General features: G+C 68.4%; 21 protein-coding genes. 13 read left to right on the top strand and 8 right to left on the bottom strand.

Annotated features, from left to right (window positions below):
• Window positions 1-123 precede the first annotated feature (123 nt).
• The 4 genes from C1930_RS14045 to tldD all read left to right on the top strand — a co-directional run bounded on the left by C1930_RS14045 (window position 124) and on the right by tldD (window position 7,612).
• The gene (locus C1930_RS14045) at window positions 124-732 is read left to right on the top strand and encodes a Maf family nucleotide pyrophosphatase (protein WP_108756828.1); all 609 of its coding nucleotides are present in this window, start codon (window positions 124-126) and stop codon (window positions 730-732) included.
• Window positions 725-2,212 (top strand): ribonuclease G, encoded by a 1,488-nt coding sequence (gene rng / locus C1930_RS14040; protein WP_108750641.1) that lies wholly within the window; start codon window positions 725-727, stop codon window positions 2,210-2,212. Before C1930_RS14045 ends, rng begins: the two co-directional genes overlap by 8 nt.
• Before the next feature lie 30 nt (window positions 2,213-2,242).
• Window positions 2,243-6,103, top strand: a complete 3,861-nt coding sequence (locus C1930_RS14035) for a YhdP family protein (protein ID WP_108756827.1) — start codon at window positions 2,243-2,245, stop codon at window positions 6,101-6,103.
• 63 nt (window positions 6,104-6,166) lie between these two features.
• On the top strand, window positions 6,167-7,612 hold the full coding sequence (gene tldD / locus C1930_RS14030) for a metalloprotease TldD (protein WP_108771988.1): 1,446 nt from the start codon (window positions 6,167-6,169) through the stop codon (window positions 7,610-7,612).
• 41 nt (window positions 7,613-7,653) lie between these two features.
• On the opposite strand, the gene yjgA is transcribed toward tldD, so the two are convergent.
• Window positions 7,654-8,241, bottom strand: coding sequence for a ribosome biogenesis factor YjgA (yjgA, locus tag C1930_RS14025; protein WP_108756825.1), 588 nt, complete (start codon window positions 8,239-8,241; stop codon window positions 7,654-7,656).
• A gap of 68 nt (window positions 8,242-8,309) precedes the next feature.
• On the opposite strand from yjgA, the gene pmbA reads away from it, so the two are divergent.
• On the top strand, window positions 8,310-9,677 hold the full coding sequence (pmbA, locus tag C1930_RS14020) for a metalloprotease PmbA (RefSeq protein WP_108756824.1): 1,368 nt from the start codon (window positions 8,310-8,312) through the stop codon (window positions 9,675-9,677).
• 87 nt (window positions 9,678-9,764) lie between these two features.
• Window positions 9,765-10,127, top strand: a complete 363-nt coding sequence (locus C1930_RS14015) for a DUF4870 domain-containing protein (RefSeq protein ID WP_108750636.1) — start codon at window positions 9,765-9,767, stop codon at window positions 10,125-10,127.
• Window positions 10,128-10,232: 105 nt separating this feature from the next.
• Here the strand turns inward: C1930_RS14015 and C1930_RS14010 are convergent, their stop codons facing one another.
• The 5 genes from C1930_RS14010 to C1930_RS13990 form a co-directional block, all read right to left on the bottom strand.
• The gene (locus C1930_RS14010) at window positions 10,233-11,111 is read right to left on the bottom strand and encodes a farnesyl diphosphate synthase (protein ID WP_108756823.1); all 879 of its coding nucleotides are present in this window, start codon (window positions 11,109-11,111) and stop codon (window positions 10,233-10,235) included.
• A complete protein-coding gene (locus C1930_RS14005) occupies window positions 11,101-11,361 on the bottom strand; it encodes an exodeoxyribonuclease VII small subunit (protein ID WP_108753741.1) in 261 nt (86 codons plus the stop codon). The genes C1930_RS14010 and C1930_RS14005 overlap by 11 nt, the downstream gene beginning before the upstream one ends.
• Window positions 11,362-11,397: 36 nt before the next feature.
• Window positions 11,398-12,684, bottom strand: coding sequence for a tRNA lysidine(34) synthetase TilS (gene tilS / locus C1930_RS14000; protein WP_234412667.1), 1,287 nt, complete (start codon window positions 12,682-12,684; stop codon window positions 11,398-11,400).
• A gap of 1,227 nt (window positions 12,685-13,911) precedes the next feature.
• A complete protein-coding gene (locus tag C1930_RS13995) occupies window positions 13,912-14,457 on the bottom strand; it encodes a WG repeat-containing protein (protein ID WP_108771986.1) in 546 nt (181 codons plus the stop codon).
• Window positions 14,454-16,160 (bottom strand): alkaline phosphatase, encoded by a 1,707-nt coding sequence (locus tag C1930_RS13990; RefSeq protein ID WP_108771985.1) that lies wholly within the window; start codon window positions 16,158-16,160, stop codon window positions 14,454-14,456. Before C1930_RS13990 ends, C1930_RS13995 begins: the two co-directional genes overlap by 4 nt.
• A 154-nt stretch (window positions 16,161-16,314) precedes the next feature.
• On the opposite strand from C1930_RS13990, the gene C1930_RS13985 reads away from it, so the two are divergent.
• The 7 genes from C1930_RS13985 to C1930_RS13955 all read left to right on the top strand — a co-directional run bounded on the left by C1930_RS13985 (window position 16,315) and on the right by C1930_RS13955 (window position 23,408).
• Window positions 16,315-17,649 (top strand): dicarboxylate/amino acid:cation symporter, encoded by a 1,335-nt coding sequence (locus C1930_RS13985; RefSeq protein ID WP_108756819.1) that lies wholly within the window; start codon window positions 16,315-16,317, stop codon window positions 17,647-17,649.
• Window positions 17,650-17,922: 273 nt separating this feature from the next.
• Window positions 17,923-18,420 (top strand): hypothetical protein, encoded by a 498-nt coding sequence (locus C1930_RS13980; protein ID WP_234412145.1) that lies wholly within the window; start codon window positions 17,923-17,925, stop codon window positions 18,418-18,420.
• A complete protein-coding gene (locus C1930_RS13975) occupies window positions 18,420-19,037 on the top strand; it encodes a hypothetical protein (protein ID WP_108754850.1) in 618 nt (205 codons plus the stop codon). Before C1930_RS13980 ends, C1930_RS13975 begins: the two co-directional genes overlap by 1 nt.
• A 43-nt stretch (window positions 19,038-19,080) precedes the next feature.
• The gene (locus tag C1930_RS13970) at window positions 19,081-20,463 is read left to right on the top strand and encodes an adhesin (RefSeq protein ID WP_108750276.1); all 1,383 of its coding nucleotides are present in this window, start codon (window positions 19,081-19,083) and stop codon (window positions 20,461-20,463) included.
• A 139-nt stretch (window positions 20,464-20,602) separates the two neighbouring features.
• Entirely contained in the window at window positions 20,603-21,307 is a 705-nt protein-coding gene (locus C1930_RS13965; protein WP_108750275.1) for a C39 family peptidase, read from the top strand.
• A 13-nt stretch (window positions 21,308-21,320) separates the two neighbouring features.
• Window positions 21,321-22,073, top strand: a complete 753-nt coding sequence (locus C1930_RS13960) for a hypothetical protein (RefSeq protein ID WP_108756817.1) — start codon at window positions 21,321-21,323, stop codon at window positions 22,071-22,073.
• 45 nt (window positions 22,074-22,118) lie between these two features.
• Window positions 22,119-23,408, top strand: a complete 1,290-nt coding sequence (locus C1930_RS13955) for a transporter (RefSeq protein ID WP_108750273.1) — start codon at window positions 22,119-22,121, stop codon at window positions 23,406-23,408.
• A gap of 341 nt (window positions 23,409-23,749) precedes the next feature.
• Here the strand turns inward: C1930_RS13955 and C1930_RS13950 are convergent, their stop codons facing one another.
• A complete protein-coding gene (locus C1930_RS13950) occupies window positions 23,750-25,102 on the bottom strand; it encodes a sigma-54 dependent transcriptional regulator (protein ID WP_108771984.1) in 1,353 nt (450 codons plus the stop codon).
• A gap of 231 nt (window positions 25,103-25,333) precedes the next feature.
• Window positions 25,334-26,038, bottom strand: coding sequence for a C40 family peptidase (locus C1930_RS13945; RefSeq protein ID WP_233614814.1), 705 nt, complete (start codon window positions 26,036-26,038; stop codon window positions 25,334-25,336).
• Window positions 26,039-26,109: the final 71 nt, after the last annotated feature.

Below are 26,109 nucleotides of genomic sequence, written 5' to 3'. Positions count from 1 at the left end.
CCTTGGTGTGCCGGTGAGGGTGGTGTCGTAGCGATGAACGCGCTGTGAGTCCGTTCGGGGTTGAAGCCGTTCAAGGCGGGGTTGCCGACGATTCAGGTGGCGGCCTCAGGTTATGCTGTGCCGATGCTCTATCTCGCTTCCCGCTCGCCCCGACGCAACCAATTGCTGGCCCGACTCGAACGCCCCTTCCAGGCCCTGGACCTGGAGGTGCCCGAGCAGCGTGCGCCGCAGGAAAGTGCCGAACAGTATGTATGCCGGGTGGCCGCCGACAAGGCGCGCGCCGGGCTGGCCCGGGTGCTGGCCACCGACCCGCAGGCGCGGGTGCTGGGCTCGGACACCGAGGTGGTGCTGGACGGCCAGGTGTTCGGCAAGCCGGCCGACGCGGCCGAGGCCTGCGCGATGCTGGCGCGCCTGGCCGGGCGTACCCACCAGGTGATGACCGCCGTGGTGGTCGTGCACGCGCAGGGCCTGGAGACCGAGCTGGTGGTCTCCGAGGTCACCTTCGCGCCGATCGCCGCGGCCGACATCGCCGCCTACGTGGCCACCGGCGAACCGCTGGACAAGGCCGGCGCCTATGCCATCCAGGGCGGCGCCGAGCGCTGGATCGAACACCTGTCAGGCAGCTATTCCGGTGTGATGGGGCTGCCGTTGCTGCACACTGATCGCCTGCTGGCCCGCTGCGGCGTGCCGGCCCCCACTGCCCATGCCGCCAGGGAGGCTGCCGATGTCTGAGGAAATCCTGGTCAATGTGACCCCGCGCGAAACCCGGGTCGCGGTGATCGAAAACGGCATGCTGCAGGAACTGCACATCGAGCGCGGCTGGCGCCGGGGCGTGGTCGGCAACATCTACAAGGGCAAGGTGCAGCGGGTGATGCCCGGCATGCAGGCCGCGTTCGTGGAAGTGGGCCTGGAGCGCGCCGCGTTCCTGCACGCCAACGACGTGGTGCGGCCGGCCCCGGTGGCCAGTGCCGATACCGAGAACACCACCCTGCCGCCGCCGTCCAGCGTGCCGATCGTGGAACTGCTGCGCGACGGCCAGGACATCGTGGTGCAGGTGGTGAAGGACCCGATCGGCACCAAGGGCGCGCGCCTGACCACGCAGATCAGCATTCCCTCGCGCTACATGGTGCTGCTGCCGCAGTCGAAGGTGGTGGGCGTTTCGGCGCGCATCGAAGACGAAGGCGAGCGTGCGCGGCTGAAGGCGCTGGTGACCGAACTGTCGGCGCAGCACGGTGGCTACGGCTACATCGTGCGCACCAATGCCGAAGGCCAGCCGGCCGAAGCCATTGCCGAGGACATCGCCTATCTGTCGCGGGTCTGGAACGTGGTCGAGCGCCGTGGCCGCGAGGCGCCCTCGTGCAGCAACATCTATGAAGACCTGAGCCTGCCGCTGCGTTCGGTGCGCGACCTGATCCGCAAGGACGTGGACAAGGTGAAGGTCGATTCCAAGGAAACCTTCGCCCAGCTGCAGGCGTTCGTGGCCAAGTACATGCCGGTGCTGGCCGAGAAGATCGAGCTGTACAGCGGTGATCGCCCCATCTTCGACATGTTCGGCGTGGAAGACGAGATCGGCCGCGCGCTGGACAAGCAGGTGCCGCTGAAATCCGGCGGCTACCTGGTGATCGACCAGACCGAGGCGATGACCACCATCGATGTGAACACCGGTTCGTTCCTGGGCCAGCGCAACCTGGAAGAAACCGTGTTCCGCACCAACCTGGAGGCCGCGCAGGCGGTGGCCAGACAGCTGCGGCTGCGTAACCTGGGCGGCATCATCATCATCGATTTCATCGACATGGACGATGCCGAGCACCGCCGCCAGGTGCTGCGCACGCTGGAAAAGGCGCTGGCCCGCGACCATGCCAAGACCACCGTCTACGATTTCTCGCCGCTGGGCCTGGTGGAGATGACCCGCAAGCGCACCGTCGAAAGCCTGGAGCGCCAGCTGTCGGAAACCTGCCCGCAGTGCAGTGGTCGCGGCAGCATCAAGACCACCGAAACGGTGACCTACGAAATCTTCCGCGAGATCACCCGCGCCGTGCGCCAGTTCGATGCCGCGCGCCTGCTGGTGATCGCCTCGACCAAGGTGGTGGCACGCATCACCGAAGAGGAATCGGCCGCCGTGGCCGAGCTGGAGGAATTCCTCGGCAAGAGCATCCGTTTCCAGGCGGACGAGCAGTACCTGCAGGAGCAGTTCGATGTGGTTCTGCTCTGATCCACGCCGGCTGCGGTCCGGCGCTGGCCGATGAGCGCTCCGCCGCGCCTGCGACTGCGAAGGATCCGCCGTCATCTGATTGCCGCGTGCGCGGTAGGCCTGGTCGTGCTTGCCCTGCTGGTGGGCACGCTCAGCCAGCTGTTGCCGCTGGCCGAGCGCCACCCGCAGCAGATCGCCGCGTGGCTGAGTGCGCGGGCCGGCCAGCCGGTGCGCTTCGAGCGCCTGCAGACCGCCTGGACGCGGCGCGGTCCGCTGCTGCAGTTGCAGGGGCTGCGTATCGGCGCCGGGCAGGGGTTGGCCATTGGCGAAGCCGAAGTATTGGTATCGATGTACAGCGGGTTGCTGCCGGGGCGCTCGTTGACCGAACTGCGCCTGCGCGGGCTGTCGCTGGACCTGCAGCAGGCCGCTGACGGCCGCTGGAGCGTGCGTGGCCTGCCGCAGTCGAGTGGTGCGGGCGATCCGTTGGATGCGCTGCGCCGCCTGGGCGAGTTGCAGGTGATTGGCGGACAACTGGCCGTGCATGCGCCCGCGCTGGGCATCGACGCCACGCTGCCGCGCATCGATCTGCGCCTGCGCGTGCAGGGCGATCGGCTGCAGGTGGGCGTGCGTGCCTGGGCCCAGCCCGAGGCCTTGCCGCTGACGGCGGTGCTGGAACTGGACCGGCGCAAAGGCAACGGCCAGGCGTGGCTGGGGGCCGACCCGGTGGACTTCCAGGCCTGGGCGCCGCTGCTGGCCGGTGCCGGCGTGCGCCTGCGCGAAGGCAAGGGCGAGTTGAACCTGTGGCTGACCCTGCGCGATTTCGCGCCGGTGGCGGTCACCACCGATTCGGACCTGCGTGGGCTGCGTATTGAAGGCGCATCGATGCCGGGCGTGGCGCACCCGCAGGTGCAGCTGCAGCGCCTGCAGGCACGGCTGCGCTGGCAACGCCAGGCCGATGGCTGGGTGCTGCAGGTGCCGAAGCTGCGCCTGCAGGGCGAAGACGGCGCCCAACAACTCGATGGCCTGCAGGTGCGCCTGGGCCGGCAGCTGCAGATCAGCAGCGGTGCGGTGCAGGCCGGCACGGCCGTGCGCGCGCTGGCCCTGAGCGACCGGCTGGACCCGGGCCTGCGCCGTTGGCTGTACCTGGCCCGGCCACAGCTGGACGTGGCCGCGCTGCAGGTGCGGGGTGAACGCGATGGCCCGCTGTGGGCGCAGGGCGAGCTGCAGTCGCTGGGCTTTGCCAGCGTGGCCGGCGCGCCGGGCCTGCGCGGCCTGGGCGGGCGTTTCGAAGGCGATGCCAATGGCTTCAGCCTGCAGCTGCAGCCGCAGCGGCAACTGCAGTTCGATTGGCCCAGCGGTTTTGGCGTGCGCCACGACCTGCACCTGGCCGGGCAGGTGGTCGGCTGGCGCGATGAAGCCGGTGGTTGGCGCATCGGCACCCCGGCCCTGCGCGTGCAGGGCACCGATTACGCGGCCGACGTGCGTGGCGGGCTGTGGTTCCAGGGCGACGGCACGCGGCCGTGGATGCAGCTGGCGGCGAAGCTGGACGATGTGCCGATGACCGCCGCCAAGCGCTTCTGGATCCATTCCAAGATGAGCAAGGGCGCCACCGACTGGCTGGACATGGCCCTGGCCGGCGGGCAGGTGCGGGGCGGTATCGGTCTGGTCAGTGGTGACCTGGATGACTGGCCGTTCGACAACAACGATGGCCGTTTCGAGGCCACCGGCCACATCAGCAACGGGCAGATCCGCTTCCAGCACGACTGGCCGTTGATGGGCCAGGTGGATGCCGATGTCGCCTTCATCGGGCCGGGTTTCCATATCCAGGGCCGTGGCGACCTGGCCGGGGTGGCGGTGCAGCACTTTGAAGCCGGCATTCCCGATTTCGGCCAGCAGCCGCTGTACGTGCGCGCCGACAGCCGCAGCGAAGCGGGCGCGCTGCTGGCCATGCTGCGCCAGAGCGGCCTGCACAAGGAATACGGCGACACCCTGGACAACCTGAGTGCCAGCGGCCCGGCCAACGTCCACTTCGATCTGCTGCAGCCCCTGCACCATGACGAAGGCGGTGGCCACCTGCAGGGCACGGTGGATCTGGCCGGGGTGAAGCTGGCCGACAAGCGCTTCGATGTGGCATTCGATGGCATGCACGGCCAGGCCCGCTACAGCAACGCCGGGTTCGCCGCCGAATCACTGGCGGTGCGCCACCTGGGCCAGGACGGCACGCTGAGCCTGCGCGCCGGTGGCTTCGTGCGCGATGCGCGGCTGGCCTTCGAATCGGAGTTGTCGGCCAGCCTGGATGCGGGCGTGCTGATCGACCGCGCGCCGGAAATGGCCTGGCTGAAGCCTTACATCAACGGCACCTCGCCGTGGACGATCGCGGTCAACCTGCCGAAGGTCGCCCCCGGCAGTGCCGCCCCGCCCAGCGAGCTGCGCCTGCGTTCGGACCTGGTGGGCACCCGCCTGGATCTGCCGGCACCGTTGGACAAACCGGCCGCCGAGCCGCTGGCCACCACCGTGGCCGCACAGCTGCCGATGGGGGCCGGACGCATTGATGTGGCCTTTGGCGACCGGCTGGCGCTGGCTGCGCGCAGCCACAACAACCAGACCGGTGTGCAGGTCACCCTGGGCAGCAGCCAGGTGGACCGCGAGCCGCCGCCCAGCGGGCTGACCATCAATGGCCGCAGCCCCACCCTGGACGCGCTGGAATGGATCGGCCTGGCCCGTGGTGCGGGCGGCGATGGCGACCCCATGCCGCTGCGCACGGTGGATGTGCAGGTGGGCCAGCTGATGCTGATCGGCGGTGTGTTCGCGCAGACCCGGCTGCAGCTGCACCCCGGGCCGCAGGCGCTGGATGTGCGCATGGACGGCCCATCGCTGGCCGGCCGCCTGAGCGTGCCCAATGCCGACGGTGGCACCATCAGCGGCACGCTGGACCGTGTGTACTGGCAATCCCCGCCTGCCGCCGCCGGCGCGGCAACGCCACCCGCCGCGAACGTGCAGGCCGGTGCCGACGACATGGACCCGGCCAAGCTGCCGCCGTTCGCGCTGGACATCGCCGACCTGAAGTTCGGCAAGGTGGTGCTGGGCCAGGCGGTGCTGCGCACCCGCCCGCTGGCGCAGGGCCTGAGCGTGGACGAGCTGCGCTTCCGCGCGCCGGACCAGGAAATCGACATCACCGGCCGCTGGCTGGGCAAGAGCGCCGGCGCCCGTACCGAACTGAACGCCCAGGTGCGCAGTGAGGATCTGGGTGGTCTGCTGCAGAACTTCGATTACGCCGGCCAGTTGCGGGGCGGCTCCGGCCAGGCCCAGCTGCAGGCCTCGTGGGCCGGCGGCCCGTCCGACTTCCAGCTGGGCAACCTGCAGGGGCAGCTGGACATCCATGCACGCAACGGCCAGCTGCTGGAACTGGACCCGGGGGCCGGCCGCGTGCTGGGCCTGCTGAGCGTGGCCCAGCTGCCGCGCCGGCTGATGTTCGACTTCCGTGATTTCTTCTCCAAGGGCTTTGCCTTCAATCAGATCGAGGGCGGCATGCAGTTCGGCAACGGCATGGCGCGCACCGACAAGGTGCTGATCGAAGGCCCCGCAGCGAACATCACCATCCGCGGCCAGACCGACCTGCGCCAGCAGCAGTTCGACCAGACCATTGATGTGAACCCGCGCGCCGGCAACCTGCTGACCGTGGTCGGCGCGGTGGCCGGTGGCCCGGTGGGCGCCGCCCTGGGCGCGGCCACCAATGCGGTATTGTCCAAGCCACTGGGTGAGATCGGCGCGCGCACCTACCGGGTGACCGGGCCGTGGAAGGAGCCCAAGGTGGAAGTGATCGAGCGCAACCGTGACCGCAGCCCCGCGCCGGCCCCGGTGCCCGTGCCGGTTCCGCCGCCGACCGTGACCGACCTGCCGCGCCCGCGCTGAGCGCGGCGCCCCTGTTCATCGCGTGGCCTTGCCTGGCCACGCCAGCACCCCCAGATCGAGACCATGACTGATACTGCCCTGACCCTTGCCCACGACCGCCTGCTGCGCCCCGGCGGCCTGGATACCGCTGGCCTGGAGCGCGCCTTCGGCCAGCTGCTCGGCCCCGGCGTGGACTTCGGCGACCTGTACTTCCAGCACGCCCGGCGCGAGAGCTGGAGCGTGGAAGACGGCATCGTCAAGGACGGCGCCCATTCCATCGAACAGGGCGTGGGCGTGCGCGCCATTGCCGGGGAAAAGACCGGCTTCGCCTATTCCGACGATATCCATGCCGATGCACTGCTGACCGCGGCACAGTCGGCGCGCGCGATTTCCCGCGAGGGCGGCGCACAGCAGGGCCGTTCGCTGCTGCGCGGCAACGCCCGCGCGCTGTACCCCACGCTGGACCCGATCGACAGCCTGGGCAATGAAGCCAAGGTAGACGTGCTCAAGCACCTGGATGGCTACCTGCGCGCGGCCGACCCGCGGGTGAAGCAGGTGATGGTCAGCCTGTCCGGCGGCGTGGACACCGTGCTGGTGGCCCGCACCGACGGCGTGCTGGGCGCCGACGTGCGCCCGCTGGTGCGCCTGAACGTGCAGGTGATCGTGGAACAGAACGGTCGCCGCGAATCCGGTTATGCCGGTGGCGGCGGCCGCTATGGCTACGCCGAACTGTTCGCCGATGGCCGCCCCGAAGCCTTCGCCCGCGAAGCGCTGCGCCAGGCGCTGGTGAACCTGGAAGCGGTGCCGGCCCCAGCCGGAGTGATGCCGGTGGTGCTGGGCCCGGGCTGGCCCGGCGTGCTGCTGCACGAGGCGGTGGGCCATGGCCTGGAAGGTGATTTCAACCGCAAGGGCACCAGCGTGTATGCCGGCCGCATCGGCGAACGCGTGGCCGCGCCGGGCGTGACCATCGTTGACGACGGTACCCTGGACGGGCGCCGCGGTTCGCTGAACATCGACGACGAAGGCCACCCCAGCCAGTGCACCACGCTGATCGAGGACGGCATCCTGGTGGGCTACATGCAGGATGCGCTGAACGCGCGCCTGATGGGCATGGCCCCGACTGGCAACGGTCGCCGCGAATCGTTCGCGCACCTGACCATGCCGCGCATGACCAACACCTACATGCGTGCAGGCCAGCACGACCCGCAGGAAATGATCCGTTCGGTGAAGAAGGGCCTGTATGCGGTCAACTTCGGCGGCGGCCAGGTGGACATCACCAGCGGCAAGTACGTGTTCTCGGCCACCGAGGCCTACCTGATCGAAGATGGCCGCATCACCGCACCGGTGAAGGGTGCCACGCTGATCGGCAACGGTCCGGAAACCATGCAGAAGGTGCGCATGGTCGGCAACGACCTGGCCCTGGACGAGGGCGTGGGCATCTGTGGCAAGGATGGCCAGAGCGTGCCGGTCGGTGTCGGCCAGCCCTCGCTGCTGATCGACGGCCTGACCGTGGGCGGTACCCAGGCCTGAGCGCGGCGATGGCCAGCGCCCATGCCCGGACCGGCGGGGACTCAGTCCTCGTCGGCTTCGTCGGTGCCGACGTCGTCGGCCTCGTCGGCCGCGGCCTTCAGGCCCAGCGCCGCCGGCAGCATCAGCGCGCGCAGCACCTGGAAAATCTCGCGGTAGGCGCGCGGCGGCTTGTTCTTGGCCTTTTCGGCCTGGGCGTTGCGCACCAGCGTGCGCAGCTGCTGGCGGTCGGCCTGCGGGTAGTCGTCCAGCAGGGCGGCCAGCGCCTTGTCGCCCTCGGCCAGCAGGCGCTCGCGCCAGTCTTCGGCGCGGTGCATCATCGCCACTTCGCGGCGGCCGGTTTCACTGTTGGCGTCCAGCGCATCGCGGATCGCGTCCAGCGTGGCCTCGTCCTCGCGACGCATGTGCTTGGCCAGGAACGCCAGCTGTCGCTTGTGGGCGATGTGGGCAGTAATGCGCTTGCACTCGGCGATGTGCGGCAGCAGGTCCTCCGGGATCGGCAGGCGCGCCAGCTGGGCCGGGGTCAGCGACACCAGCTTCTCGCCCAGGGCCAGCACGTCAAGTGCATCGCGCCGGTTCTGGCTGCGGCTCTTGTCGTGGAATTCACCGGTTTCTTCGTCGCGTCCGCGCATCGTTCCTACCTGATCTCAAAAAAAGTCGCCCGGCGTGATGCCGGGCCCAACCTGTACAGGATAAAGCATTGAACGTGATCGCCCCTGAAGTCGCCACCGGCGACGACAGCCTGGCCCGGCTGGAACGGCTGGCCGACCTATCCCAGCAGCTGATCGACCGCGCCCGCGCGCTGGGCGCCAGCCAGACCGAGGTGAGCTGCAGCGAGGACCGCGGGCTGGAGGTCAATGTCCGCCTTGGCGAGGTGGAGACCGTGCAGTCCACCCGCGACCGCGGCATTGCCGTGACCGTTTACTTCGGCCAGCGCAAGGGCAGTGCCAGCACCGCCGACCTGAACGAAGCGAGCCTGCAGGCCACGGTCGAGCAGGCCTGCGCCATCGCCCGCCATACCGAGGACGACCCGGCCGCCGGCCTGGCCGACGCGGCGCTGATGGCCCGCGATTTCCCCGATCTGGACAGCTGGCACCCGTGGGCGCTGCAGGCTGACCAGGCGGTGGACCTGGCCCTGGCCTGCGAGGCCGCCGGCCGCCAGGCCGATGCGCAGATCCGCAATTCCGACGGCGCCTCGGTGTCGAGCATGCAGAGCGTGTCGGTGTACGCCAACTCGCATGGCTTCATCGGTCGCGAGCGCGGCACCCACCATTCGATCGGCTGCGCGCTGATTGCCGGCACCGGCGATGGCATGCAGCGGGACGGCTGGTACACCGGCGCGCTGGCCCGCGAAGATCTGGAAGACCCGGCCCACGTGGGCCGTCGCGCTGCCGAGCGCACCGTGGCCCGGCTGCAGCCGCGCTCGCTGCCCACCGGCAGCCTGCCGGTGCTGTTTGCCCCGGAAGTGGCGCGCAGCCTGGTCGGCCACCTGCTCTCGGCCGTGTCCGGTGGTGCCCTGTACCGCCAGGCCAGCTTCCTGCTGGACAGCGTGGGCCAGCGCCTGTTCCCCGAGTGGATGCAGATCGAAGAGCTGCCGCACCTGCGCCGCGGCCTGCGCTCGGCCGCCTTCGACGGCGATGGCGTGGCCACCCGCGCCTCGGCCCTGGTGACCGACGGCGTGCTGCAGCGCTACGTGCTGGGCAGCTATTCGGCGCGCAAGCTGGGCCTGCAGACCACCGCCAATGCCGGCGGCGTGCACAACCTGCAGCTGGCCGCCAATGCCGGCTCCCTGCACGAGATCGCCCGGCAGATGGGCAATGGCCTGCTGGTGACCGAACTGATGGGGCAGGGCGTGAACGGGGTGACCGGTGACTACTCGCGCGGTGCCGGTGGCTTCCGGGTCGAGAACGGCGAGATCCAGTTCCCGGTCGATGGCATCACCATTGCTGGCAACCTGCGCGACATGTTCGCCAGCATTGAAGCGGTGGGCAGCGACGTCGACCCGCGCTCGCACATCCGCACCGGCTCGATCCTGGTGGGGCGGATGACGATCGCCGGTAATGATTGATGGCGTTGATGGCGTAAGCTATGCGCGCCTGACGCGACCGGCCCGCAGCTGGTCGCGCATGACCACCCAAAAAAAAGGAGTTTTGTCGTGAGCGATTTCGATAACGTCCCGGCGGCCGGCAACGCGCCGTCCGACCAGCGCACCATGGCGCTGGCCGCGCACCTGCTGGGCATCTTCACCGGTTTCATCGGTGCCCTGATCATCTGGCTGATCAACAAGGACGACGCAGGCAAGTCCTTCGTCACCGACCAGGCCAAGGAAGCGCTGAACTTCCAGATCACCATCGCCATCGCGATGTTCATCTGCATCATCCTGACCTTCGTGATCATCGGCGCCATCCTGGCCCCGATCGTCGGCCTGCTCAGCCTGGTCTTCAGCATCATCGCTGCGGTCAAGGCCAATAACGGCGAGCTGTACCGCTACCCGTTCGCGCTGCGCCTGATCAAGTAAGCTGCAACGATCCATCGCGCACAAAGAAGCGCCCGGCAATGCCGGGCGTTTCCATTTGGGGCGCGAAGGTAGCGCCGGGCCACGCCCGGCGAGCGTACAGCGCGATCAATGATCGCGTTCCACCGCCAGCGTGGCCAGCGCACGCAGCGCGTCGGCTTCTTCGTGGTAACCGGCCAGTGCCGCCTGCATGCGCGCGGCCAGGTCGCGCAGGTGCGCCTTGGCCCCGTCCATGCCCAGCAGCGCCGGGAAGGTGCTCTTGTCCTGGGCCTGGTCCTTGCCGGCGGTCTTGCCCAACTGCTCGGAACTGGCCTCGACATCAAGGATGTCATCGCGCACCTGGAAGGCCAGGCCCAGCGCATCGGCGAAGCCGTCCAGCTGCGCCAGCACCGGCGCCGGTGCCTGGCCACACAGCGCGCCCATGCGTACCGCCGCGCGGATCAGCGCACCGGTCTTCAGCGCGTGCATGCGGGTGAGCGCGGCCAGCGACTGCTGCTGGCCAGTGGCGTCGATATCCAATGCCTGGCCGCCGCACATGCCGGCCGCGCCGGAGGCGTGGGCCAGGGTCTGCAGGCAGGCCACGCGCAGGCTGGCCGGCAGCGCGGCATCGGCCAGCAGGCCGAAGGCGCGGGTCTGCAGGGCATCGCCGGCCAGGATCGCGGTAGCTTCGTCGAATGCGATGTGCGTGGTCGGCTTGCCGCGGCGCAGGGCGTCATCGTCCATCGCCGGCAGGTCATCGTGTACCAGCGAATAGGCGTGGATCAGCTCCACGGCCATCGCGGCCGCATCCAGTTGCTCCAGCGGCGCGCCGAACAGGCGGCCACTGGCGTAGACCAGCAGCGGGCGCATGCGCTTGCCGCCGCCCAGCACCGAATAGCGCATGGCTTGGTGCAGACGCTGCGGCGCATCGGCCGGCGAGGGCAGGGCGGCGTCAAGCTGGCTTTCAATACGGTCGCGCCAGTGCGCGAACAGCGCCTCAACCGTCATGGCTGGGCGGGTCGAACGGTTCGGCGGTGTCTGGCTGGGCCGGATCGCTGAGCAGGCGTACGCGCAGTTCGGCCTGCTCCAGCGCCTGCTGGCACTGGCGGTACAGACCCACGCCACGTTCGTAAGCACTGAGCGAGGCTTCCAGACTGAGCTCGCCGGTTTCCATCTGCTCCACCAGCTGTTCCAGCGATTCGAGCGACTGCTCGAACTGGGCGACCGGGGAGACGTTTTCGGGGGACTTCTTGGCCATGCGACAAGTGTGGACGGCAGCCGCGCGGGGGTCAATTCACCAGCCGCCGGGGCGCCACTGCAACTGCGCGTCGTGGGCCTGCAGCCACGCCTGCAGGGGGGCGGAAACCACCACGTCGGCGGCGGCCAGCAACTGCTCGCCGTCGAACAGCAACGGCAGCTGCGCGCGCCGCCAGGGCGCCAGGTGCTCACGCTGCAGGCAGTCCTTCAGCGCGTGTGAATGGGTGCGGCCGGGCAGCAGGATGCGCTCGCCGCCCTGCCGTGCGCGTACCTGCAGTGGCTGGGAAAAGGCCTCGCAGCCCATCAGGCGCAGTTGCCCGCCGTCGGGCAGCAGCAGCGGCGCGCGGCCATCCCAGGTGACCTGCCAGTCGGTCGGCAGCGTGGGCAGCACGGCCGGCAGCAGATAGGCATGTCCTCGCCATTGCTGGATCGCGTGGTCCTGCCAGCGCACCTGCGCCTGCCGATCACTGGGCGCTGCCAGCAGTTCCTGCTGCAGCTGCTGCAGCACCGTGGCCGGCAGCGGTGCGGCGCCGTGCGCGCGCACCCAGGCACGCAGCACGCGTGCGCCGCGCGCAGGCGACACCTGGCGCAGCAGCTCCAGCGACAGCACGCGCGGTGCCACTTCCAGGTGCGCGATCAGTTCGGCATCTTCTTCGTCCAGCATCACGCGGGTCTGCGCGCAGTGGTCGGCGCTGCCGGCCAGCGCCGCGGCTGCGTGCGGCCAGCGTTGGCGCAGCAGCGGCAGCACCTGCAGGCGCAGGAAATTACGGTCGGCGTGGTCGTGGTCGTTGCTGGGGTCTTCGATCCAGCGCAGGGCATGCTGCTGCGCGTAGTCGTGCAGCGCGCTGCGCGCGGTGTGCAGCAGGGGCCGCCACAGGCGGTGGCCGTGCAAAAAGCTGTCGGCCGCGATCGCCGCCAGGCCATCGATGCCGGAGCCGCGCAGTGCGCGCAGCAGAAACGTTTCGGCCTGATCATCCTGATGGTGGGCCAGGGCGAGGTTTTCGCCCGGCCGCAGTTCGGCAGCAAAGGCGGCGCGCCGGGCCTGGCGCGCGGCACCTTCCAGCCCCAGGCCGTCGGCCGTAGCGACCTGTACGCGATGCACGGCCAGGTCGATGCCCAGGGCATCGCACTGCTGCTGGCAGTGCCTGACCCAGGCATCGGCATCGGCCTGCAGGCCGTGGTGGACATGCACCGCGCGCAGCGGCGTGACGCTGGCCTGCGCGCAGCGCCAGAGCCAATGCAGCAGCACGGTCGAATCCAGCCCGCCGCTGTAACCGACCAGCAGCGGTGCATCCAACGGGACAGGGGCAGGGAAGTGGCTCACGGCGGCAAGTATAGGGTGGGGGGCTGGCAGGGCTGCGCCCTGCACCTGCTCAATGCAACGTCAACGTCAACGTCAAAAGCCGGGTTTCCGTGGGATGGCGGGGTGGGTCCGGTTGCGGGGGACGCCGTGAATCCGTCCGTGGAGGCTTGGCCGCGGCATCCATGCCGCGGACACCCCCGCAACCGGACCCACCCCGCCTTCGACAGTTTTCCGCGATCTTCCGGAACGGCGTTCCGCTCTGGTAGGTGTCGACCTTGGTCGACACAGTAGATCCACGCCATGCGTGGATGAAATTGTCAGATATCGAAGAATGTGGGGTCAGAGCCCGTTGCGAAGCAACGGGATCCGACCCCATGCCCTCTGTCGGAACGGCGCTCCGCTCTGGTAGGTGTCGACCTGGGTCGACACAGTAGATCCACGCCATGCGTGGATGAAATTGTCAGATATCGAAGAATGTGGGGTCAGAGCCCGTTGCGAAGCAACGGGATCCGACCCCATGCCATGCTCTGGTGGGTGTCGACCTTGGTCGACACAGTAGATCCACGCCATGCGTGGATGAATCTGTCAGATATCCAAAAGAATTCTGGGGTCAGAGCCCGTTGCGCAGCAACGGGATCCGACCCTATGCCATGCTCTGGTGGGTGTCGACCTGGGTCGACACAGTAGATCCACGCCATGCGTGGATGAATCTGTCAGATATCCAAAAGAATTCTGGGGTCAGAGCCCGTTGCGCAGCAACGGGATCCGACCCCATGCCATGCTCTGGTGGGTGTCGACCTCGGTCGACACAGTAGATCCACGCCATGCGTGGATGAATCTGTCAGATATCCAAAAGAATTCTGGGGTCAGAGCCCGTTGCGCAGCAACGGGATCTGACCCCATGCCATGCTCTGGCAGGTGTCGACCTGGGTCGACACAGTAGATCCACGCCATGCGTGGATGAATCTGTCAGATATCCAAAAGAATTCTGGGGTCAGAGCCCGTTGCGCAGCAACGGGATCCGACCCCATGCCATTCCGACAGGTCGCGGGAATCTGTCAGAGGTGGGGCGGTGTCGGATTGCGGGGTGTCAGCCGCATGGATGCGGCTGCCAAGCCTACACGGACGTACTTGCGGCGTCCCCGCAATCCGACACCGCCCCGCCATCCCACGGAATGCCGCTTTTGACGTTGACGTTGACGTTGACGTTGCATTGAGCAGGTGCAGGGCGCAGCCCTGCCGAAAACCCTACTTCAGCCGACGGCCGCTGCGGTCGATGCGGAACCAGTCGCCGCCTTCCATCGGGGTGTGCCCGTCAGCAGCGGGCGTGCCGCGCCGGCAGCCGTTGCAGACTTCGGCCACGCCGTCCTGGAACGGCCAGGCAAAATCGAAGGTCGGTTCGATCACCTGCCGCAACGCCACGTCGAAGTAACCGATGCGCTCACCCACGCGGCCACGCAGCAGACCTTCCTGCAGCGTGTCCGGGCCGTTGTCCCAGGTGATGACCGCCAGGCTGCGACCAGTGCGCTCCACGTAATGGAAACTGCCGCCGGCATGAACTACCGCCAGCCCCTGCGCGTCGTAAGGCAGGGCGGCCAGCGCAGTGGCGTCCAGCCGCGGCTGACCTTTGGCCACGGTGCAGCCGGGCAGTGCCACCAGCCCTTCGCTTTCAGTCAGCAGTTGGCACGCAGGCGGCTGTGCCTGCGCACCGGCACTGGCCAGCACGCCCAGCAGGGCCAGCCACCGCGCAACGCGGCGACCGGCCCAAACGGCAGGGGCTGGCTGCGGCCTCACTTGGCCTCGGCCTTGCGCTCGAAGGCGTTCGGCGCCGGCAGCTGCACCGGCACGCCCTGCGCATCGCAGGTGCCGGCCTGGCACAGGCGTGCGCGCAGCGCAGGGGCCGCCTGCACGATCATGTGGTAGATCGCGTTCTGCTCCAGCGTGCCGCGGATCGCCTGGCTGCCCGGGCCACGGGCCCAGATGCCCACGTCTTCGCCGCCGTGCGATTCGGACTTCATCGGCACCAGCGCTTCCTGCATGTAATCGGGGTGCTCGGTGTCCACCGCGTGCAGGTCGGGGCGGCCCTTGGCCTGCTCGAATGTGCTGGGGTTGTGCGGGTAGCGCTTCGGTCCGGCCGGCTGCTGGTTGGTGGCGCCGGTGTGGCCGGGGCCGTTGGCGTAGCTCAGCGTGGTGTAGGGCTGGCCATTGCCGTCCAGGGCGTTGTCCAGCTTGCCGGCACCGTCTTCGCCGCCCTTGTCCTTCACCTTGCCCAGGATCGGGTTGCCACGCGCCGGATAGCCGACGAAGTTGAGGGTGTGCGAGTGGTCGGCGGTGACGATGATCAGCGTGTCATCGGCCGAGGTCAGTTCGTTGGCCACGCGCACGGCATCGGACAACGCAACGGTTTCGGTCAGCGCGCGGTAGGCGTTGCCACTGTGGTTGGCATGGTCGATGCGCGCGCCTTCGATCATCAGCACGTAGCCTTCCTTGTGCTGGGCCAGGTTCTTGATCGCCGCGGCGGTCAGTTCGGCCAGGCTCGGCTCGCCGGACGGATCCTGCGGGCGTTCATACTCGTAACGCATGTGGTCCGGCTCGAACAGACCGAGCAGGGCGGGGGCGTTGGCGGCGGCGGCCAGCTGCTTGCTGTTCCACACGTACGCACCCTGCGGATGCGCCTGCTGCCATTCCTGCACCAGGCTGCGGCCGTCCAGGCGCTGGCCGACCTTGTCGTCATACTCGGGGTCGCGCTCTTCCACGGTGGTGAACTCGCCACGACCGCCGCCCAGGGCGACCAGCGGACCGCGCCCATAGCGCGAGGTGGACAGCAACTGCTGGGCGATGTCCTGGCAGCCGGCGGCCTCGGCTTCCTCGGTCAGGTCGGTGTCGTTTTCCCAGTTGCGCTCGGGCGAATGGGCATAGGTGGCGGCCGGGGTGGCGTGGGTCAGGCGCGCGGTTGAAACGATGCCGGTGGCCAGGCCGGCGCTGTCGGCCAGCTGCAGCCAGGTCAGCAGGCCCTTGGACAGGCTGTCGGCGCAGTCGGTGCGGCTGCCAGCGCTGACGCCGATGGCGCCCATGTGGGTCTTCACGCCGGTGGTGATGGCGGTCATGGTGCCGGCCGAATCCGGCGTCTGCGAATCGGTGTTGTAGGTCTTGCTGAACGCCGTGGCCGGGAAGCGCTCCCACGACAGCAGGTTCTCTTCGCCGGCGCTGCCCTTGCGCTGGCCTTCATAGATGCGCGCGGCGGCCACGGTGGTCAGGCTCATGCCATCGCCCAGGAACAGGATGACGTTCTTGGCCTTGCCGGCCATCGCGCCGTTGGCTGCGGCCTGTGCGGCGCCACTGCGGTACCACCACTGCGGGGTTTCGCCGGCCGGATGGGCGACCGGATCGACGGCGACCTTCAGGCCGGCCGGGGCAGTGGCGGGGGCGGTGCTGGCGCAGGCGCCCAGCAGCAGGGTGGTGGCGCAGGCGGCCAACAGGGAGACGGAACGACGCATGGACGCTGGGATCTCACAAACTGTAACGGGACGTTCATTATGCCCGGCCCAGCAAGGCACGCCGATGACACACTGATTTGCCGGTGCGGCGGTCGTTCCCGCGGCGGGCTTGGGCTATCGTGGAACCATCCCTTCCTTCCCCTCTGGATTGCCTATGAAGCTGGTCTCTGCCTGGCTGCGGATTCCATTCTGGCAGCGCGTGGTCGGTGGCTTCGTGCTCGGCGCGCTGGCCGGCTGGGCGCTGGGCCCGGCCGCGGAAACGTGGTTCGGCCCGCTCGGCGAACTGTATGTCACCCTGATCAAGATGATCGCGGTGCCGCTGGTGTTCTTCGCGGTCATCAACGCGATCTCGTCGCTGCATGGCCAGAAATCGGTCGCCGCGCTCAGTGGCCGCACCTTCCTGTGGTTCGTGATCACTGCGGCGCTGGCCGTCTGCGTGGGCCTGGGCGTGGGCACGGTGCTGCAGCCTGGTGCCGGTGGCCTGCAACTGTCGATGGCCAGCAACTACGTGCCGCGCGAAGTGCCCAGCGTGGTGCAGGTGCTGCTGGACGTGGTGCCGTCCAACGTGTTCTACGCGTTGTCGGGCATCGGCACCAAGGTCAACGCGGCCGGCGAGACCGTGCTGGCGGCCGGTCGCGGTTCGATCTTGCCGGTCATCTTCTTCGCCGGCCTGGTGGGCTTTGCCATCGTCAAGCTGGGCGAGAAGGTGACCGAGGCGCGCAAGCTGGTCGGGCAGATGAGCGACATCATGATCCAGGTGACCCGCTTCGTGCTGGAAGTCACCCCGATCGGTACGTTCGGCCTGATCGCCGGCCTGGTCGGCAGCTACGGCTTCGAGAAGCTGCTGCCGCTGGGCCATTTCGTGCTGGCCCTGTACGTGGCCTGCGCGCTGCACATCGTGGTGGTCTACAGCGCGCTGCTGCTGTCGCACGGCCTGAACCCGCTGAAGTTCTTCCGCGGCGCGGCGCCGGGCATGCAGGTGGCCTTCGTCAGTTCGTCCAGCTTCGCGGCGATGCCGGTGGCGCTGCGCTCGATCACCCACAACCTGGGGGTGAACAAGGACTACGGCTCGTTCGCCGTTCCGCTGGGCGCCAGCATCAAGATGGACGGCTGCGGTGCGATCTACCCGGCGCTGTGCGCGGTGTTCATTGCCCAGTACAGCGGCGTGCCGCTTACCCCGGAACAGTACGTGGTGGTGCTGATCGCTTCGGTGCTGGGCAGCTTCGGTACCGCCGGCGTTCCGGGTACCGCGGTGATCATGGCCACCGTGGTGCTGAGCGCGGCCAACCTGCCGCTGGAAACCATCGGCTACCTGTATGCCATCGATCGCATCCTGGACATGATGCGCACGATGACGAATGTGACGGGGCAGATGCTGGTGCCGGTGCTGGTGGCCAAGGAAACCGGGCTGCTGGACCAGAGCGTCTACGACAACCCCAGCACGAATGTCGGTATCGACGATCCCGACCCGACCCCGCCGCGCAGCTGAAGCGGGGCTGCAACGGGCTGTATCAGCCCCTGTAACAGGACTGATACAGCCCCCGCGCAGCCCGTGAATCCTGCGTTTCGCGCGCGTTAAGCCCAACGAAATCCCAACGCCGCTGTAACACCGCGGCATCAACCGGCGCCCTTGCGCGCACGCGCAGGCCTTGTGCAACGGGCCTGCGGAAGTTGGCACGGAAACTGCTCCCTCCCTGCGCATACGCAACGGGAGAGCGGCATGGACGGCAGCAGCATCCTCATTGGTAGCCCGGTCCGGCAGATGGCACTGCTGCTGGCCCTGGCCTGCCCGCTGGCCGCCGCCGCTTCCGGTGCGCGCCAGGGCGTCAAGGCGCAGCCTGGCGAAATCGTGCTGCTGCGCGATGTGTCCACGCGCCCGGCCTACCGCATGGCCCCGCCCGGCGTGGCGTTGATCGCCGACCCCAAGCCACAGCGCGAGATCGCCGGTGCACTCGGCAGCAGCGGCGCGCACGGTGGCATGGATGAACTCAGCGACGATGACTACGCCGGGCTGGGCGCTGGGCAGACCCAGCAGCTGGCCGCGCCCGGTGGCACCACGGTGGAACGGGTGACCCACCAGGCGCTGGGGGGCACGCTCGGGCGTTCCGGCGACAGCATGATGAGCGGCAGCAACCTGAGCGGGGCGATGAGCGGCCCGCTGGGTGCGGTGGGCAACACCACCCGCGGCATCGGCGATACGGTGCGCGGCGCGCTGTCGCAGTTCCCGCTGGGCGCACCGGCGCCGGGCGGTGGCAAATGATGCGTCGCACGCGGGGCCTGCTGCTGGTGGTGGTGCTGCTGCCGGCCACCGCGCTGGCCGACGACTACAGCGGCATGCTGGCCTACCTGGATATCGCCCGCATCGACGGCCGCGCCCTGGCCGGGGCCAGCGGCGCCATCGCGGTGAACCAGGCCGCGGGCGATCTGAACATCCAGGCCAATCTGCAGGGCATGGCCAGCGGCGACCAGGCCAACGTGGCCGTGGCCGCACGCCAGCAGCGCGGCGGCAACGTGGTGCTGTCGGCACCGTTGCAGGCCAGCGCACATATCGCCGGGGAAGCATTGGCCGGCGCCAGTGGTATCGCATCGATCAACCAGGCCAGCGGCATCGCCAACACGACGCTCAACGTCGTCAGCGCGACGCTGGCCCGGCAAGGGATACGCGAATCCGATGACGCGGCATTGGCCGCAGCGGATATCGCGTCAGCAGGGGGGCAGGGCGACACCGGTGACGGTGTTGCGGCGGGTATCCGCAGTGTCGGCGTCGCTTCGACGGCACTGCGGGGCTTCGACGGTGTCCTGCAACTCAATCAGATCGCGGGAGCGCGCAATGACACGGCCAACGTGCTGACCATGGCCGTGCAGGGCAACCCGTGAGCAACAACCACCCGATGTATCACCTGATGAGAGAGAGGGCACCATGAACGCGAACCTGAAAAGGACCGTGCTTGCGATGGCGATTGCCACGGCCTCCACTGCGGCTGCGGCCAACGGCTGGGACAACCAGAACGCCAACGCCAACATCAACCACAACCATGTCGTGACCGAAACCCGCAACGACACCCACAACCACACCGACAACGAGGTCCGCAACTGGACCCGTACCAGTACCACGGTACGCAGCAACACCGACAGCTCCAACATCACCCGCAACCGCACGGTGAACGAGCAGGTACAGAAGAACAGCAACATCCAGGCCGACGAGCGCAAGGAAAAGAACAACCACGGCGTCGACGTGAACCTGGAAAAGGACCTGCGCCTGAGCTCGGACATCAGCTTCTCGGGTGACCCGGAAGTGACCGGCACGATCGACCTGGATTCGGCCGCCATCGCGGTCATCGACAACCGCCAGTCGATCAGCAACAACCTGGGCTCCAACAGCCTGGTCACCAACAGCGCGTCCATTGCCGATGACGTCGGCGCCGGTGCGTCGGGCAACCTCGGCTTCAACGTGGTGGCCGGTGACAACAACGCGCAGGACAACGCGGCCTCGCTGTCGGCGGCCGACGCATCCTTCAGCTTCGGCATGGCCGATGCGGAAGTCTTCGTCAACCAGGCCGGCTTCAACAACACCACCATGAACTCGGGCGTGACCAACGCCGCCAGCCTCGGTGGCAATGCCTTCGGTGGTGCGTCGGGCAACATTGGCGTGAACATCGCTTCGGGCAACAACAACGAGCAGAAGAACGCGCTCGCTGCTTCGGTGGCCACCAGTGCCATGGCCCAGTCCAGCATCAGCTCCAACCAGGTGTCCAGCGGCAACGCGGTATCCAACGCTGGCTATGTGCAGTCCTACACCGACACCGTGGAAGTGGGCATGAGCGGTGGCGTGGGCGGCCTGACCCTGGCCTACGGCGCCGGCACCTACAGCGGCCGTGGCAACGCTTACCAGATGGCGAACTACTACCTCGACAGCTGGGATGGCGACCTGCCGCATCCGGACGGCAACAGCACCGGGCACATCGATCTGGACAACGAGATCCAGAACGCAACGATGAACCCGTACCGTCAGGGCGTGGGTGGCCTGGGCTTCGACACGCGTGAAAGCGGCACCAGCCAGTTCGTCGAACTGGGCATTGCCGACCTGTACGCCAGCCTGAGCGGCACCGTCACCACCACCCGTTGGGTGAACGTCAACGCCACCAACACCTCGGCGCTGTCCGGCAGTGCCTTCTCCGGGGCGTCGGGCAACATCGGCGTGAACGTGGCGTCCGGCACCGGCAACCTGCAGGCCAACAGCCTGGCCCTGGCCGTGGCCCAGCCCAGCACCGGCGGTGGCGGCGGTACCGGTGGCGGCGAGTAACACCGCGCGTGACCGCTTTCGCAGCTGACCTGCGTTGAGCGCAACAAGCCCGGCCGTCCGCCAATGGCCGGGTTCCCCGGGAGCCCCTGTCCCTCCTCCCCCTTGGGGCAGGGGCTCCTTCCTTTCCGTGGAGAGCACCATGGCCGGTTCCCGTTGGTGGTTGCGTGTTCTGACCTGCCTGCTGCTGCTGGGCAGCGCCGGTGCCTGGGCGGGGGACGTCGCCTTCAGCGGCGTGCTGCCCAACGGTGCGCTGATGCAGCAGAAGGTGGAAAGCATGCAGGAGCGGCGCTACCGCAACCTGGTGCGGCAACACACCGACTACAGCTGTGGGGCTGCCGCGCTGGCCACGATCCTGCGCTACGCCTACCACCTGGATACCACCGAAGCCACGGTGATCGAGGGAATGATGGGGGTTTCCGATCCACAACTGGTCAAGGAGCGCGGTTTCTCGCTGCTGGACATCAAGCGCTATGTCGAATCGCTGGGCATGCGCGGCCGCGGCTACCGCATTGATGAAACGCGCCTGCGCACCCTGCGGGTGCCGGGGCTGGTGCTGATGGATGTGCGCGGCTTCCGCCACTTCGTGGTGCTCAAGCAGGTGCGGGGCGGCGTGGTGGAAGTGGCCGACCCGATCCTGGGCAACCGTGCGCTGCCGCTGCCGGAGTTCCTGGAAGCCTGGCCGTCGCGCGCCGTTTTCGTCGTCATCGGCAGCGACTTCGATCGCAATACGGTCCTGCTGCAACCGAGCGAACGGCCCAGTGCACGCGCGCTGTATGCGCGGCAGGGACCGATCACCGATGCCGAGCTGGTCGACTTCGGCTTCAGCCATGCCGACCTGTTCTGAAGGAGGCACGATCATGTTCTACCAACGAGTACTGATTGCTGCGCTGCTGGTACTTCCTGCGTTGCCCGCCTGGGCGGCAGACGGTGCACCGGGGCGCGGCCTGAAGGAAATCCCCGATCCGGAGCTGAACCTGATGCGTGGCCGCTACACCGTGGGCGGCAACAACGTGGCCTGGTTCGGCGTCACCATGATTTCGCAGTGGAAGGGCAATGACGGCGGCGCGGTGCAGGGTGCGCTCACCCTGGGCATGGATTTCCGCCAGGGAAGCACGCCCAAGCTGACCTTCCAGCCCAGCGTGCAGGTCACCGCCGCCGATGCACCGCTGCCCGATACCAGTGGCCGCAGCATCGACAGTACCGGCCTGGCCAATGCCAGTGGCCTGGTGCAGAGCGTGCAGGTGGCGGGCGATGGCAACACCGCGCGCAATGTCACCTCGCTCACCATCCGTGATGGCGCCGTGCCCGTGGCCGGCAGTGACGACGGCACGCGCATCGCCCAGGTGCAGCAGGGTGGCGCTAGCGCCAGTGCGGTGCTGGACGGCAACCAGGCACGCCTGCTGTTGCAGGTCGATGGCCAGGGCATGGTGCAGCAGTGGATCCGCAATGGCAGCGTCGGCCAGGGCATTGCCCTGAGTGGCGACGGCCAGAACGCCAGCAACCGGCTGCAGCTGGAGCTGGTACGCAATTCCGTGGCCGGCAACCTGCCGTTGAGCCAGAACGTGGCCCAGGCAATCGCGCTGAACCGCGGCATGGGCCCGGGCCAGTAAACCGGTCCGGTCAAGGGGGACGAACGTTCAACGCAGGTCACTGACATGCATACCTATTTGCGGCTTACCCCGCTGGCGCTGGCGGCGCTGGCGGCCAACGCCTTCGCCCAGCAGCCGGCGGCCAACGATACGGCCGACGTGCAGGCACTGATCGGCCAACTGGAACAACTGAAAGCCAACTACGCGCAGGAGGTACGGCGCCTGCGCGAACTGGACATGCAGGTGCAGGCCATGCAGGCCCGCCTGAACGGTCGTGCCGGCGCGGCATCCACACCGGCGGCGCCACTGGCCCCGGCGGCCGCAGCCGCAGTACCGCCCAGCAGCGAGGGCTATGCCAGCACCGCCGCCGAAGCGCAGCAGGCCAAGCAGGAAGCGCGACGCAGCGTGGACGATGTGAAGCAGCAGCAGGCGGCGCTGTTCTCGCGCAGGTTCACCCTGGAAAACAGCCTCACCTATGCCCGCTACGACAGGAAGCAGCTCACCCTCAATGGCTTCCTGGCGCTGGATGCAATCTTCCTGGGCAACATCGCCATCGAGAACGTCGAATCCGATTCGCTCACCTACAACCTGGCCGCGCGCTGGGGCGTGAGCCCGAACCTGACCCTGAACGCCGATGTGCCCTACCTGGCCCGGCGCACGGTGTACCAGAAGGGCGGTGCCGGCGGTGCCGCCGCTGCGATCGCGCAGGAAGAGACCAACGGCAATGGCCTGGGCGATGTGAGCGTGAGCGCGAACTACCGGTTGTTCGGTGAACGCGGCTGGCGGCCGGAAACCGTGCTGACCGGCGGGGTGACCGCGCCGACTGGGCGTGCCCCCTACGGGCTGGACTGGAAGGTGATCGAGCGCGACGACGATGACTACATCCGCTTTGCGGTGCCGCGCGAACAACCCACCGGCAATGGCGTGTGGCAGGCCAACCTGGGTGTGTCGATGGTCAAGACCGCCGACCCGGCGATCCTGTTCGCCAATGCCGGTTACATCCATTCGTTCCCGCGTGGTTTCAGCGACATCGACAGCAACCCGGACACCACCAACCCGGGTGACGTGAAGCTGGGCGGATCGGTGTACTTCGGCGCGGGTGTGGCATTTGCCTTCAACGAGCGCACCAGCCTGAGCATTTCCTTCAGCGACAAGATCACCGCGCGCGCCTCGACACGGTTCAAGGGCGGGCAATGGGTGAAGGTGATCGGCAGCGATGCCAATGCCGCCTCGCTGAACCTGGGCGTGACCTATGCGTTGAACCAGAACACCACGCTGGTCACCCTGCTGGGCATCGGCCTGACCCCCGACGCGCCGGACTTCACCCTGGCGTTCAAGGTGCCGTACATGCTGTAGCGAAGGGCTGACGCCATGCATCGGTAGCGCCGGGCCATGCCCGGCGTTTCTTGTTGTGGTGGCGCTCACGCATGGTAGAGCCGGGCCACGCCCGGCTGCTGTTTTCCGCGACCGCGGAGGGTTGTCACTTTCTTTGCTTGTGCACCGTGCTGCAGGAGCAGCGCGGAACGGCGCAGCCGGCCCGTAGGGTGGCGCACATGGATGTGCGCCATCAAGAAAGTAACCAAAGAAACACACCGCCGTCGGCGAGCCGGCGCTGCGCGCCGGTACCCTGCGCTCCTGGGCTCGCTTCAAGGCGGATCCAAATCACCGTCAACGGCAACGGCAACGGCAGCCGGGCATCAGCGCTCCGGGGGCAGTTCCAGGCGGTGCTTGCGGCACAGCCGGTAGACGGTCACGCGCGATACCTGCATGTGCCGGGCGCAGGCGGAGACGTTGTAGCCGTGCTGGCGCAATGCCTGCAGCAGCAGATCGCGTTCCACCTGGCCACGGGCATCCTGCAGCAGCGCACGGGGTTCGGGCAGTGCGTCGTCGGCAAGTTCGAGGTCGGCGGCGGTGATCAGTTCGCCCTCGGCCACGATCGCCGCGCGCTGCACGCGGTTCAGCAGCTCGCGCACATTGCCGGGCCAGCCGAAACCACGCATCGCTTGTCGGGCGCCGGTGTCGAACCCCCGCGCGCGGCCGGGATGGCGCTGGCGGAAGCCGCGCAGGAAATGATCGGCCAGCAGCAGCACGTCGCTGCCACGCTCGCGCAGCGGGGGCATCGGCAGGCGCAGCACGTTCAGGCGGTAATACAGGTCGCGGCGGAAGCGGCCCTGGGCCACCGCCTGCTCCAGTTCGACATGGGTGGCGGCCAGCACGCGCACATCCACCCGCAGCGGCTGGTTGCTGCCCACGCGTTCGAGCGTGCCTTCCTGCAGCACGCGCAGCAGGCTGGTCTGCGCATCGCCGGGCAGGTCGCCCACCTCGTCCAGGAACACGGTGCCGCCATGGGCCGATTCGAACAGGCCGATGCGGCGCTGGGCGGCGCCGGTGAACGCGCCGCGCTCATGGCCGAACAGCTCCGACTGCACCAGGTTGGCGGGAATGGCGCCGCAGTTCACCGCCAGGAAGGGTTTGCCGGCCCGGCCAGAGAGTGCATGCAGGGCCTGCGCCGCCAGTTCCTTGCCGGTGCCGGTTTCGCCGGTGACCAGGACCGGCAGATCCACCGGCGCGAATTTGTGCAGGGCCGCGCGCACGGCCAGCACGCGCGGGCTGTCACCGATCAGGGCGGGCAGGCCGCCGCCATCGCAGGCGCGTGCCGGGTCGGCTGTGTCACCGTCGGCCTGGCGCTGCATGGTGGACACCATCGCGCCCAGTTCAAGCGGCAGGGTGAACTGGTTCTGGCAGGCCAGCAGCACGTCGGTCCAGGCGGGGGGAGGGCTGTGTACGTCCGCCGGCAGCACCGCCAGCCAGGGCAGGTGCTGGTGCTGCTGCACCCAGGGCAGCAGCGCCTGCAGCGCGTCCAGATCGAGGTGGCGCAGGTCGATCACCGCGACCAGATGGTCGCGACCGCGCAGGCCGACGGCCATCGCCGGCCCGGGCGCCACGCAGCGCAGCTGCCAGCCGGCGGCGGCCAGCGCGCCACGCTCGGATGCCTGCGGCTGTCCGAACCAGATCACGCAACGTGATGGAACTTCCAGGCTTGCTGCCATTCCTTTCCCCCCGGCACGCAGACAGCGCGGGCGGGGTCTGGCTGGGTATCCCGGCATGCCGCCCCACGCCGGGTTACGCAGGCCGCGGGCTGGCGGCCGGCCGCGGCCCAACGGACCGTGACATCAAGCACCAACGCACGGGGCGGCGGCCAGCGGCCAGCGGCGCAACAACGAAAAAGCCGCTGCAGGGCAGCGGCTTGGTCGTTCAGACGGTGACGGGGCGGGCGGCGGTCAGAGATCGACCCGGCGCGCCTGCATGAACTTGTTGCCCCAGTAGCCGCTGAGCAGGGTGTCCACGCGCACGTCCTTGCCGGTGCTCGGGGCGTGCAGGAAGCGACCTTCGCCCACGTAGATGCCGACATGGTCGACCCGGCCCTTGCGGCCGAAGAACACCAGATCGCCGGCGGCCAGCGAGGCGCGGTCGTTGATCAGCTGGGCGTTGTTGTCGTGGGCCATTTCGCGCGAGACGCGCGGCAGTTCGATGCCCAGTGCCGAACGGAACACGTAACCCACCAGACCGCTGCAGTCGAAGCCGCTGTCCGGGTTGCTGCCGCCCCAGCGGTACGGGGTGCCCAGCAGGGTCATCGCGCGGCGCAGCAGCGACTGCACCTTGCCGTTGTCGGCTTCGCTGCCGACCACGACGCTGCCATTGGCGGCGCTGCTGGTGTCGTAGTTGGCAAGCAGGCGGCTGAGGTCGCCGGCAACCATGGCCGAGCGGTCCATCAGCGGAATGGTGTCGTTCGCGGCCAGGTGCGGCAGCAGGGCGGCCAGGGTGGCGCTGGCGGCGGCATCGGCGCGGCTGCGCTGGGCGGCCGGTTCGGCCTTGGCGGCCGGCTTGGCGGTGGCTTCCACGGAAGCCGGTGCCGGTGCGTCGGAACGGTTCGGAGCGGTCTGCGCCCAGGCCGGAAGGCTGGAGAGGCAGAGTGCCAGGCCCAGCAGCAGCGGGCGGACACGATGTGAAGGAACGGCGGTCTGGCCTTGGCCTTGCAGGTCGTCAGTCGTCACGC

Origin of the sequence: Stenotrophomonas sp. SAU14A_NAIMI4_8 (assembly GCF_003086695.1) — a bacterium.
Lineage (GTDB): Bacteria > Pseudomonadota > Gammaproteobacteria > Xanthomonadales > Xanthomonadaceae > Stenotrophomonas.
The sequence above is the reverse complement of the archived record's forward strand: the minus strand, read 5'-3'. Positions and strand labels throughout refer to the sequence as shown.